This window comes from Roseivirga sp. 4D4 (assembly GCF_001747095.1).
Taxonomy (GTDB): domain Bacteria; phylum Bacteroidota; class Bacteroidia; order Cytophagales; family Cyclobacteriaceae; genus Roseivirga.
This window is the reverse complement of the sequence record NZ_MDGP01000001.1, coordinates 4,439,748-4,452,175: the sequence shown is the minus strand read 5'-3', so window position 1 is coordinate 4,452,175 and position 12,428 is coordinate 4,439,748. Positions and strand designations below refer to the sequence as shown.

Genomic DNA, 12,428 nt, shown 5'->3' with positions numbered 1-12,428 from the left:
TTGGAATCAATTCAGCGCGCACATCGTTTAGCCTTCATTGATCTTATCCCAGCATGTCAAAAAAGAAAAAGCTTAACAATATTACAGTCGGCCAGGTATTTAAAACTATCATTTGGCCCAAACGAGGGCTCCTATTGATAGGATTAGTTCTCATTTTACTCCGAAGTGCAGCAAGTCTAGTTTTACCCGGAGCTACTCGATACCTTATCGATGATGTAGTAGTCAACAAAGACATGCAGAAACTTTGGCTGGTGATTATAGTGACGATCGCGGCCATTATTACACAAGCTGGAACGTCCTTTGCACTTACTCGACTGCTGAGTGTACAAGCCCAAAAGCTTATCGCCCAACTCCGGGTAAAAGTCCAAAAGCACATTCTCTCCTTGCCCATCAATTACTTCGACAGTACAAAATCGGGTGCTCTTGTTTCTAGGATTATGACCGATGTAGAAGGTGTTAGAAACTTGGTGGGTACAGGTCTTGTTCAACTCTTAGGAGGACTATTGACTTCTATTGGGGTCTTGTATATTCTCATTGATATGAATGCAAAGTTGACAGCATTCGTTATTGCCCCTGTGGTCATTTTTGGATTAGTGGCTATGAAAGCCTTCGCATATCTGAGACCAATCTTCAGAAAAAGAGGGCAGCTTAATGCCGAAGTCACGGGTCGTCTAACGGAAACCTTAAATGGAGTAAGAGTAATCAAGGGTTTTGGTGCAGAACTTCAAGAAATAGAAACTTTCGAAAATGGTGTTGATGAGCTTTATCAGAATGTAAAGAAGACACTGACCGCAACAGCGATTGTTACAAGCTCAGCTACTTTCTTATTAGCTGGTGTGGCTAGTACAGGAATTCTCGGTATTGGAGGGTATTACATTATTCAGGATAGTATGACTCCTGGTGAACTCGTTGCCTTCATTGCTTATCTGGCCGTTATGATTGCCCCTATTGTTCAAATGTCGAATATCGGTAGTCAAATCACTGAGGCCTTTGCTGGTTTAGATCGTACCGAAGAAATTATGAAAACATCTACGGAAGACGAGGATCCTAAACGCACGGTCGAACTCCAAGAAATCAAAGGTGATATCATATTTGACGATGTGAGCTTTGCCTACGAAGAAGATAAAGAGGTGCTCAAAAACATCAGTTTTGATGCGCCTTCAGGAAGTGTGACGGCTCTGGTTGGAACTTCAGGTTCGGGTAAGTCTACGATTGCAGGTTTGGCGGCTACATTCTTGAATCCCCGAGAAGGACAAATCACTTTGGATGGAATTGACTTGTCCACGGCTAAACTGAGAAGCTATCGGCAAAACCTAGGCGTTGTATTGCAGGACGATTTTCTCTTTGAGGGTACTATTAGGGCCAATATTCTTTTCCCTCGACCAAATGCCACTGAAGAAGAATTAAAGACTGCCGTAGAAAGCGCTTATGTCCATGAGTTCACCGATCGGTTTGAGGATGGCCTTGATACATTGATTGGAGAGCGAGGCGTAAAGTTATCCGGAGGACAACGCCAGAGAATTGCCATTGCGCGTGCAGTATTGGCAAATCCTAAGATTTTGATCCTGGATGAAGCTACTTCCAATCTCGATACTGAAAGTGAGACCTTTATACAAAAAAGTTTGTCTACACTAATGGAAGGCCGAACCACTTTTGTGATTGCCCACAGGTTGAGTACTATTCGACAGGCAGATCAGATATTGGTGATCGAAGAAGGGCAAATTGCCGAGCGTGGAACTCATGACGAATTGATCGCCAAAGAAGGTCGCTATTATCAGTTGTACACCTATCAGGCACGCATATAATCAATGAGTAAGCGCATCGACATTATTAAAAAAGAGGTCCTATCCAACAATTGGTATACCCTCAGAAAAATCACTTTCGACTATACAGCCAAAGATGGTTCCGTTCAAAGACAAGAGCGAGAGGCATATGACCGTGGAAATGGCTCAACTATACTCTTATATAATAAGGAGAAAGGCACAATGGTATTAACCCGTCAATTCAGAATGCCTACTTACCTCAACGGCAATGCAGATGGTTTTCTGATTGAAGCCTGTGCCGGTTTGTTAGAGGAAGATAACGCGGAAGACTGCATCCGAAAGGAAACGGAAGAAGAGACGGGTTACAGAATCGCCAATGTGCGAAAGGTATTCGAGAGTTATATGTCGCCTGGTTCTGTCACTGAGATTCTATACTTCTTTGTAGCGGAGTATGAAGACGACATGAAAGTCAATGACGGTGGCGGTTCCGATGAGGAAGAAGATCTCGAAGTCTTGGAACTACCATTCGACAAGGCCATTGAAATGGTGAGCACTGGCGAAATCAAGGATGCCAAAACGATCATACTCATTCAGTATGCTCAAATCAATGGGTTACTTGACGACTAAAATGTAGGTGATTTTTTACAGAAAGTCCTATTTTAGACTCATGTCAAAGTTTACGATTAGCTCCCTACTTATCCTACTATCTCTCACCTGTTTGGCCCAAGACCCAACCCGATTTGCTGAAGAGGTTGATAAGATTAAAGTGACTGAGACCAATTATCCCTCCGAAAATAGAATCGTTTTTACTGGAAGCTCTAGTATTAGGCTTTGGACAGACTTTAAAGACTACTTCTCCGATCACAATGTGATCAATACTGGGTTTGGTGGTTCAGAGACCAGTGACCTCATCCACTATAAGAAAGAATTGGTCAGCAACTTTAAACCCGAACAGGTATTCATCTACGAAGGAGATAATGATATCAACTCAGGTAAGTCCAGTTTTGAAATCTTTACTGACCTGACTGCTTTAGTAGGAGACCTGATCATAAAAGATGGAATAAAGAACATCGTTATCATTTCACCCAAGCCAAGCATTGCCAGGTGGTCCTTGAAGGCCAAGTATGAGGAGTTGAACCAAGTTCTTGAAAAAGTGTGCGCTATTTGGGACGAAATTCAATTTGTAGATGTATGGACCCCCATGCTTAATACCGATGGTTCGCTGAAAAAAGACCTGTTTATTGAAGACGGACTTCACATGAATAAGGCAGGTTACGACATATGGATAGCGCAAATTCGCCCATTTCTGATTAAACCATAATTTTTTTCAAAATTCTTTTCTGTGCAAAAAACCCTCTTTTGAGTAATTCAGAAGGGATTTTGAAGGAATTTCGCTGTCCGAATTTTTAGAGGTAGATAATTTTTTATGAATATATGTTGAATATTTCATATATGTTTTTCATCTTTAGGTACATTTAACCTAAACAGATGAAACCGATAGCAGTATACGTACTGTTCTTGGGCGGCATGATGGCTGCTTATTTCTCTCAAAAAGAGGATAAAAGGCCATCGTACTATGCCCAGCTGGAGTCGATAGAACTCGAATCTCCAGTTCAGCTCACCGGCTACTACTCATTGCCTGGTGAGCGCACCGGTTTCAATCAAGAAGCATCTAAAAAGGCCTATCACATCTATTTTGAGAACAAGTCTTCAGCACCACTGAAGGTTGCTATCCGCTACAAAGAAATCGATGGCGATTGGTCTGTAGATGGTCTAGTAAAGCTTGCCCCAGGCGAAAGAAAACTCATGGGGAAATCTGACGAAAAAACATATTTCTACCACGTTGCCACGAAGGACAAATCGCGAAAAGCGCCTTCGGACTCCTTCAAATTTCCATTAAAGGCTAAATCAGGCAAAAAATACCCCTTTAGGAAAAAAGAGATTTGGGAGTGTTACGACATGCAAGTGTGCAACGCATTTGCCGTGTTTAGGTAACGTAAGGACGGGGAGGCTGCTGGAGCCTCCCCTATGTCCATTCCATTAACTTCATCAAAACTTCTTCATCAACTGGTTAAAATAAGCTGGTGACTCTGTGAGTCGACTTCCATACCAACTGAATAGTTCACCATCTACCAACTCGATTTGGGTATTAGGCAAAGCGAGTTTCAATTCCTCAACATGCTTTTCCTTGAATGGATAAGGCTCTGAGGACAAAAGCAAGGCATCTGGATTTAGTCGCTGAAGCTCTTGAATATCTAGAGCAGGGTATCGGACTTGTTTTACAAGGTTTTCAAAGCCTATAGTGCTGATCATATTGTCAATGAAGGTATCCTTGCCAGCAGCCATATATGGATCTTTCCAGATCAGATAAATCACCGAGGGTTTAGACGGTGAAGGAGCGATTGCGGAAAACCCTTCCTGAATTTCATTTACCAAGTCTTGCGCTTCCTCCCCTTTACCAACAAGACCTCCGACAGCCTCAATCATCCCGAGTGCATCTTTCAGGTTGCCGATATCACTCATCCAAACAGGATAATCCCTGGCTAAGGCTTCAATTCCCTGCTGTTCATTCTCCTCCTTATTACCGATAATCAAATCCGGCTTAAGGGCATGAATCTTATCTAGGTGATACTTTTTGGTCCCTCCTACTATAGTTTTTTCAGATCGCCAATGTTCAGGATGAATACAGAACTTAGTAAGCCCTACCACACGATCCGCCAGACCGAGATGATATAATAACTCCGTTTGGGAAGGAACCAGAGAAACAATTCGTTGAGGTAATTCAGGGACGCTCACTTTACGTCCCATTTGATCTATTACCTCAACCATACTATTTCAGGTAGCTAAAATCATGATCGGCTGGCAACTGCACGAGAAACTCATACATCAAATCGATCACTTTATCAATGTCTTTTTCATGGGCCGTTTCAACCGTAGTATGCATATACTTTAAAGGAAGTGATATCAATGCTGAAGGCACACCTTCGTTTGAATAAGCAAAAGCATCCGTATCTGTGCCTGTAGATCTGGACGAAGCAGAACGTTGGAAGTCAATCTTTTTATCATCCGCTACACTCATCAACATTTTGAGCAGGTTATTATGCACCGCTGGGCCAACGGTCAAGACAGGACCTAAACCTGCCTTCTGATCGCCATCGAACTTCTTATCGTACATTGGTGAGTGCGTATCGTGGCATACATCTGTGACCACAGCTACATCAGGCTTGATCCGCGCTGCAATCATTTCAGCACCACGAAGTCCGATCTCCTCCTGAACCGCATTCACAACATAAAGAGCAAATGGCAATTCTACCTTGTTTTCCTTAAGTCTTCGAGCCACTTCGGCAATCATGAAACCTCCAATTCGGTTATCTAGAGCCCGTCCACACCAGTACTTATTATTCAACTTGAACAGTTCGTCTTCGAATGTGATTACGGTGCCCACGTGAATACCCATTTCTAACACCTCCTCTTTTGAAGAAGCCCCCACATCGATAAAGATGTTTTTCAGAGTAGGTGCTTTCTCATTCGCCTTGTCCCTAACATGAATGGCAGGCCAGCCAAACACGCCTTTAACCACACCCTTGTCCGTATGTAAATTCACTCGTTTTGAAGGGGCTATTTGATGATCTGATCCGCCATTGCGCACCACATAGATATAACCATCATCACCAATGTAATTGACAAACCAGCTAATCTCGTCAGCATGGGCCTCAATCACTACTTTGTAAGGTGCATCTGGATTAATGACACCTACAGCAGTCCCATACTTATCAGTGAAAAATGAGTCTGTGAAAGGCTTGATATAATCCAGCCAGATTTGTTGCCCTGAACTTTCAAATCCTGTCGGAGAGGCATTGTTCAAGTATTTTATTAGGAAGTCTTCGCTCGTCTTATTCATCTTATAATGGTATGTTACCGTGTTTCTTTTTTGGTAAAGTATCTACCTTATTCTCCAACATGCTGAATGCCCTGATCAATTTCAGTCTTGTAGTATCTGGAGTGATGACTTCATCGACATAGCCTCTTCTGGCAGCACGATACGGATTGGCAAATTTGGCCGTGTACTCGTCAACTTTCTCCTGTAGTTTGGCTTCGGGATCCTCGGCCGCGGCAATCTCTCTTTTGAAGATGATTTCTGCGGCACCCTTAGCACCCATTACAGCGATTTCGGCCATAGGCCATGCATAATTCATATCTGCCCCGATGTGCTTAGAGTTCATCACGTCATAAGCACCGCCATAAGCTTTTCTCGTAATCACAGTGATCCTTGGCACTGTGGCTTCGGCAAAGGCGTAGAGTAATTTGGCTCCATTAGTGATAATACCTCGCCATTCCTGATCCGTTCCTGGCAAGAAACCCGGTACGTCTTCTAAGACTAATAATGGAATATTGAAGCTGTCGCAAAAGCGCACAAATCTGGCACCTTTTACACTCGCATCAATGTCGAGTACACCAGCAAGTGATGCCGGCTGGTTACCTACAATACCGATAGACCTACCCCCGATCTTTGCAAAACCGACTATGATGTTCTCAGCATAATTCTTGTGCACCTCGAAGAACGAATCTTCGTCAATCAGATGCTCAATGACCTCATGCATGTCATAAGGTTGATTAGGGTTATCCGGAATGATATCGTTGAGTTTCGTTCTAATCTCACTCTCAGCATTGTACTTGTAAACTGGAGCATCTTCCTCACAGTTCTGAGGGATGTATGAGATCAGTCTCTTAATGTCGTTCAAGCATTGCACCTCATTGGCAGAAGAGAAATGCGTAACACCGCTTTTTGCGCTATGGGTACTTGCCCCACCGAGCTCTTCGGCCGTCACATCTTCCTGCGTTACGGTCTTCACTACGTTTGGACCTGTCACGAACATATAGGAAGTATTCTCCACCATAAAGATAAAGTCAGTAATCGCTGGCGAATACACCGCCCCTCCGGCACAAGGTCCCATGATTGCAGATATCTGAGGGATAACACCAGAGGCCCGAGTATTTCGATAAAAGATATCGGCATAACCTCCGAGAGAAACCACGCCTTCTTGGATTCTGGCTCCACCGGAATCGTTCAAGCCAATAATGGGTGCGCCATTCTTCATGGCCAAGTCCATTAGCTTACAAATCTTTTCTGCATGTGTTTCTGATAAGGAGCCTCCAAAAACCGTGAAATCTTGAGAATAGACGTAAATCAGACGTCCATTAACCGTTCCGTATCCTGTAACGACACCATCACCAAGGTAAACCTCCTTGTCCAAGCCAAAATCGGTAGCGCGATGCTCTACAAACTTCCCGATCTCTTCGAAAGAGCCTTCATCCATTAACAAAGTGATACGCTCTCTGGCAGTAAGCTTACCTCTCTTATGCTGTGCTTCGATTCTTTTCTCTCCTCCGCCCAACATGGCCTGTTCATGCTTAGATTCAAGCAATGCATATTTCTCTTCCTTGCTTAACAGGTGGGTCTGAGGTGCCCCGTTTTTCTGATCTCCCATAGGTACTTAATTAAGTAGCCAAAGATATATAGATAGACTCAAAAAAGAATTTTCGGCTCTAGTAATTCCACAATCGGAAGATTCATTATTTATCAATATGCCTTATATTCGGCCAACCTTTAATCAGGTCCTATTGACTATGCGCAAAGCGGTTATCGATCTTGGAACAAACACTTTTCATCTCTTCATTGTCGAGATTGACAAGGGCGAGATGAAAACCCTTTATAAGGAAAAGATTGCAGTTAAAATTGGTCAGAATGGTATAAGCAAAGGAAAGATTGCTAACGATGCCATCAAAAGAGCCATCCACACCCTGAAGATCTTCAAGACAGTGCTCGATCAATTTGAAGTGACCGATGTAAAAGGTGTCGCAACGAGTGCCATCCGTAGTGCAAAGAATGGTCAGGAGCTTGTAGAATTGATTAAGGAAGAAACCGGAATCCACATCAATGTGATTTCTGGAGAATTGGAAGCTGAGTTGATTTTCGAAGGTGTAAAAGCCGCCATGGAAATGTCTAATCAAAATCATTTGGTAATGGACATTGGCGGTGGCAGCGTGGAATTCATTATTGGTAATGATCAGGAAATACTGTGGAAAAAGAGCTTTGAAATAGGAGCACAACGCCTGCTCGATAAATTTCATAAAAGTGATCCAATGCCTGCCGAAAGTGTTGATGAAATGTTCGTTTGGCTGGCCGATGAACTTGCCGATCTCAAAACTGCGCTTGAAGTCCATAAACCAACTGGTCTCGTAGGTTGCTCCGGCACATTCGACACCCTATCAGAGATTTACCTTAATCAAATTAAAAAGGAACGCAAACTTTCAAGCACCACCTTTAAGCTACCCATCAAAGACTACCATGACATTCACAGAGATCTGCTGATCAAGGATAAGGCAGAGCGTTTGGCGATACCTGGCATGGTAAGCATGAGGGTCGACATGATCGTTGTGGCAAGTTGTCTGATCTCCTTTGTCTTGGAAGATTTGGATGTAAAGCATATTACGGCATGTACCTATGCCCTCAAAGAAGGCCTGCTCTATTCCGACAGAGCCTTAACTGAAATATCAGATAGTAAATAATTCATGGCTGTTTATTCACATAAAGAACTCTACGATTTTGCCCATGCTGTTTTTATGAAAATGGGTTGCTCCGAGGCCGATGCGACTACAGCATCTGACACCCTGCTATCAGCAGATTTAAGAGGTGTTGATTCTCATGGTGTAGCTCGGCTGAGTGGTTATGTAAGGCTCTGGGAAAAGGGAAGAATTAATACTACACCTGATATTAAAATTGTACATGAATCTCCCAGTACGGCAGTAGTGGATGGTGATGCCGGCTTAGGTTTAGTGGTAGCCCCATTTGCCATGCAAGTAGCCATTGAAAAGGCAAAAAATGCTGGAACTGGCTGGGTGGCGGTAAAAAACTCTAACCATTATGGTATTGCCGGTTATCATGCGATGAAGGCATTGGAACACGATATGATTGGTATGTCTATGACCAATGCCAGTCCTTTGGTCGCTCCTACTTTTTCAAAGGAGAGACTATTAGGCACAAATCCGATTGCTGTGGCGATTCCGGCTAAAGACGAACCACCATATGTGGGCGACTTTGCTACGACTACTGCTGCTAACGGTAAACTGGAAATCTTACAAAGAAAGGATGAGCCAGCACCAGAAGGGTGGATTCAGGATGCCGAAGGTAATGTGACCACTAGCGCCTATGGCGTGAAAGAAGGTGGGGCTTTGAGACCACTCGGAGGCGATAGGGCCAACGGAAGTCACAAGGGTTATATCCTGGGTTCTATGGTAGATATTTTCTCTGCTGTGCTTTCAGGCGCCAACTATGGGCCATGGGCTCCTCCTTTCGTGAGCTTTATGGATCCCGTCAGTGATCCTGTGGGTGAAGGTCTTGGTCATTTCTTCGGTGCCATGCGCGTAGATGCCTTTAGACCTGCTGATGAGTTTAAGTCGCATATGGATAAATGGATCCGGAGATTTAAAACCTCAGAGCCAGTAAATCAGGAAGAACCTGTGCTAATTCCTGGTGACCCTGAAAGGGCGATGGAAAACGAGCGGATGACCAATGGAATTCCATTATTGGATGCGGTGGAAAATGACCTGTGGCAGCTTGGCGATCGTTTTGGCGTAAGCCTTAAAGGGTAATCCCTCCTCTGATCACGACAGCACTGTTGTAAGGGGATTTGAGATCATCATGTAACAGATTAAGCAGTACCGTCAGGTTAATCCCTCCTCTGCCAAATACAGGTTGAAAAATACCACCCCCAATAAATAGTCCTGGCACCCATTCTCTCACTGTTCCTTGTGACCCGTCAAAGGATGGAAATTCAGTATTCAACGTTTCAAATTCTGCATGGGCGAAGAAGTTGTCATATACCCGATGTCTCAAGAAGGTTCTTCCTCCATATACACTGTTGCTCACCGTAAATCTATTACCCGATGGAATTGCGATAAACTCTCTGGAGAGGTATAGGTAAGTAGTTCCAACACCCACCGAAAAATCATCATTGAACATATAACCCGCTAATGGGGAAACGTCTATGAATGTAAAGCGATTACCAAGATTAAATGAGAAGTTACCTCCAAAGTATAATCGATCCTTGAAGCTTAGCTCTTCTGGCTCTTCTTCGAAATAGACTTGGGCATTTGATGTAGAAACAACTCCAATTATGAGTGTAAGGGCAATTAAGATTTTTTTCATATGCACTGTAAACGAAAAAGTCCTCGAAAGAGGACTATAAATCTTGATTATTTTTCTTAGTCTTCGGTGACTACAATATACAAATCTTCAGAAGGCTTCTTCATGAGATAGTTTTCTCTGGCAAACTTTTCAAGTAAGGCTTTATTAGTACTTAATTCTTCCTTGTCCTTTAACACTTGAACCTTCTTATCAATATAGAAAGCCTTCTGGGCTTTGAGCCCATTCAGTTTTTGTGTCATTTTAATCTGAGAAACTACATCATTGGAGTCCACAAGGAGCATCCATACAATAAAGAAGGTTCCGAAAAGGAAATAGTAGTTCTTGAAGAATTTTGGAATCTTGGTGAAAGGATTCATAGTATAAAAGTAATCAACTTTTCACCAAGATTCCAAAAAGGAGGATTCTAGTTATTTGGTGCTCCTCCGTCAACCCATGCAAGAATGCTTGTAATCTGAGCATCCGACAAGGCAGGAGAGCCACCTGGAGGCATTGTTCTACCAGCTACTCTATTTCTAATGGCAGCAGCTCTTGGTTGTACATCTCCAAATCCATTGATAGCAAAAGGAGCATTACCACCGTCAACATGACATCCGGAAGTTGCACATCTAGCAGTAAAGATTGGTGCTATATCATTAGCGAAAGAAGGCACAGCTTGTCCATCTTCACTTATCACCACTTGCTCAGTTCCTGAACATCCTTGGTTTGTTCGAGCAGTCACAGTATAAGTGCCAGCTGCTAAGTTAGAGAAGGTACCTGAAGCCTGAAAAGTATTGCCATCGATGCTATACTCAAAGGTTCCACTACCTCCTGTTGCAGAAGCCATAAAGCTACCATCCGATTGACCGGCCGCAGCATTGGTATTGTTTGAGATGGCAATAGAGACCGGTACAGCACATGGATCAGGTTGATCATCGCCTCCTCCGTCACTACCACAGGCAGAGATGATAAGGGCGATTGCTATTAGTGAATAAAGTACTTTAGTTTTCATAATCAATCATTTGATAGCCTATACCCTATGAAGTTGAAAAAGGCTGCGCCTGTTTAAGATTTTTTTGTGACAATCAGAATTATTTATGACCAACCAGCAAAAGCTGCCCCTTAAAAACAAAAAAAGCCCCTTCTGCGATATACAGAAGGGGCCATTTTTTATAATGTGGAGGAACTAGTAAGCGTTTCTGAAATTACTTCCTGGAAACTTAGCTACCTCACCCAATTCTTCTTCAATTCTAATCAACTGGTTGTACTTGGCCATTCTATCTGAACGCGAAGCCGAACCCGTCTTGATCTGACCTGTATTCAATGCCACTGCCAAATCTGCAATGGTGTTGTCCTCAGTTTCACCTGACCTGTGTGACATTACAGCCGCGTAGCCATTTCTATTGGCAAGGCTTACTGCTTCAATTGTCTCGGTTAAAGTACCAATCTGGTTAACCTTGATCAAGATTGAATTGGCAATACCATTGTCAATTCCTCTTTGAAGTCTGGTTACGTTGGTCACGAATAGATCGTCACCGACAAGCTGTACTTTGTCACCAATCTTGGTTGTCAAAGCTTTCCATCCTTCCCAATCATCCTCGAACATTCCATCTTCGATAGAAATGATAGGGTATCGCTCACTTAGATCGGCCAGGTAATCGGCCATCTCTACTGGAGAAAGCTTCTTGCCTGTTGAATCTTTGAAGTAGTATACCTTTTCATCTTCCAGATAAAACTCGGAAGAGGCTACATCCAGGGCATAAACTATATCTTCGCCTACCTTATAACCAGCATTTTCAACAGCCTCAGAAATGACTTGAAGTGCTTCATCATCTGAACCAAGGTTCGGTGCAAAACCACCCTCATCACCAACGTTTGTCGCTAGACCTCGGCTTGAAAGTACTTTCTTCAGGTTATGAAAAATCTCGGCACCCATTCTGATCGCTTCAGAGAAACTCTCAGCACCGACAGGCATAATCATAAATTCCTGAAAGTCGATAGAGTTATCAGCATGTGATCCACCATTGATGATATTCATCATCGGTACGGGAAGCGTGTTTGCACTTACGCCACCAACATATCTATATAAAGGAAGACCTAACTCAGCAGCAGCAGCTTTCGCAACCGCCAATGAAACACCAAGTATGGCGTTCGCTCCTAGTTTACTCTTGTTATCAGTACCATCCGCTTCAATCATGATCTTATCGATCAGGTTTTGCTCGAATACAGAAAAACCGATTAGCTCATCGGCCAGAATATCATTGACATTCTCTACTGCCTTCTTCACACCTTTACCCAGGTACTCGTTTCCGCCATCGCGTAACTCAACCGCCTCATGTGCTCCGGTAGAAGCTCCAGAAGGAACAGCAGCACGACCTAAAACTCCGTTTTCAGTGATTACATCTACTTCAACAGTAGGATTACCTCTTGAGTCCAGAATTTGTCTGGCGTGAATACTTTCTATTAAACTCATAGTTTGT

General features: G+C 43.2%; 13 protein-coding genes. 6 read left to right on the top strand and 7 right to left on the bottom strand.

Annotation, left to right across the window (positions count from 1 at the left end):
- Positions 1-53 precede the first annotated feature (53 nt).
- The 4 genes from BFP97_RS19600 (at position 54) to BFP97_RS19585 (ending at position 3,758) form a co-directional block, all read left to right on the top strand.
- Complete coding sequence (locus BFP97_RS19600) at positions 54-1,805, top strand: ABC transporter ATP-binding protein (protein WP_069844038.1); 1,752 nt, start codon at positions 54-56, stop codon at positions 1,803-1,805.
- 3 nt (positions 1,806-1,808) lie between these two features.
- Positions 1,809-2,390, top strand: coding sequence for a GDP-mannose pyrophosphatase NudK (nudK, locus tag BFP97_RS19595; RefSeq protein WP_069844037.1), 582 nt, complete (start codon positions 1,809-1,811; stop codon positions 2,388-2,390).
- A gap of 40 nt (positions 2,391-2,430) precedes the next feature.
- On the top strand, positions 2,431-3,084 hold the full coding sequence (locus BFP97_RS19590; protein ID WP_069844036.1) for a GDSL-type esterase/lipase family protein: 654 nt from the start codon (positions 2,431-2,433) through the stop codon (positions 3,082-3,084).
- A gap of 167 nt (positions 3,085-3,251) precedes the next feature.
- Positions 3,252-3,758, top strand: coding sequence for a DUF1036 domain-containing protein (locus BFP97_RS19585; RefSeq protein WP_069844035.1), 507 nt, complete (start codon positions 3,252-3,254; stop codon positions 3,756-3,758).
- Positions 3,759-3,812: 54 nt separating this feature from the next.
- Here the strand turns inward: BFP97_RS19585 and BFP97_RS19580 are convergent, their stop codons facing one another.
- From BFP97_RS19580 to BFP97_RS19570, 3 genes are read right to left on the bottom strand one after another with little or no spacing between them, the layout of a single operon-like run.
- The gene (locus BFP97_RS19580) at positions 3,813-4,592 is read right to left on the bottom strand and encodes a helical backbone metal receptor (protein WP_069844034.1); all 780 of its coding nucleotides are present in this window, start codon (positions 4,590-4,592) and stop codon (positions 3,813-3,815) included.
- 1 nt (position 4,593) lies between these two features.
- Positions 4,594-5,664 carry a M42 family metallopeptidase gene (locus BFP97_RS19575; RefSeq protein WP_069844033.1) on the bottom strand — a complete coding sequence of 357 codons (1,071 nt, stop codon included), beginning with the start codon at positions 5,662-5,664 and terminating at the stop codon, positions 4,594-4,596.
- A gap of 1 nt (position 5,665) precedes the next feature.
- A complete protein-coding gene (locus BFP97_RS19570) occupies positions 5,666-7,252 on the bottom strand; it encodes an acyl-CoA carboxylase subunit beta (RefSeq protein ID WP_069844032.1) in 1,587 nt (528 codons plus the stop codon).
- A 139-nt stretch (positions 7,253-7,391) separates the two neighbouring features.
- On the opposite strand from BFP97_RS19570, the gene BFP97_RS19565 reads away from it, so the two are divergent.
- A complete protein-coding gene (locus BFP97_RS19565; RefSeq protein ID WP_255399537.1) occupies positions 7,392-8,333 on the top strand; it encodes a Ppx/GppA family phosphatase in 942 nt (313 codons plus the stop codon).
- A gap of 3 nt (positions 8,334-8,336) precedes the next feature.
- Positions 8,337-9,416: an Ldh family oxidoreductase gene (locus BFP97_RS19560; RefSeq protein WP_069844030.1), complete on the top strand. Its 1,080-nt coding sequence runs from the start codon at positions 8,337-8,339 to the stop codon at positions 9,414-9,416.
- Here the strand turns inward: BFP97_RS19560 and BFP97_RS19555 are convergent.
- The 4 genes from BFP97_RS19555 to eno form a co-directional block, all read right to left on the bottom strand.
- On the bottom strand, positions 9,406-9,972 hold the full coding sequence (locus BFP97_RS19555; RefSeq protein WP_069844029.1) for a hypothetical protein: 567 nt from the start codon (positions 9,970-9,972) through the stop codon (positions 9,406-9,408). The genes BFP97_RS19560 and BFP97_RS19555 overlap by 11 nt on opposite strands.
- A 56-nt stretch (positions 9,973-10,028) precedes the next feature.
- Positions 10,029-10,328 (bottom strand): FtsB family cell division protein, encoded by a 300-nt coding sequence (locus BFP97_RS19550; RefSeq protein WP_069844028.1) that lies wholly within the window; start codon positions 10,326-10,328, stop codon positions 10,029-10,031.
- 47 nt (positions 10,329-10,375) lie between these two features.
- Positions 10,376-10,960 (bottom strand): hypothetical protein, encoded by a 585-nt coding sequence (locus tag BFP97_RS19545; RefSeq protein ID WP_069844027.1) that lies wholly within the window; start codon positions 10,958-10,960, stop codon positions 10,376-10,378.
- Between the two features lie 174 nt (positions 10,961-11,134).
- Positions 11,135-12,421 carry a phosphopyruvate hydratase gene (gene eno, locus BFP97_RS19540; protein ID WP_069844026.1) on the bottom strand — a complete coding sequence of 429 codons (1,287 nt, stop codon included), beginning with the start codon at positions 12,419-12,421 and terminating at the stop codon, positions 11,135-11,137.
- Positions 12,422-12,428 lie beyond the last annotated feature (7 nt).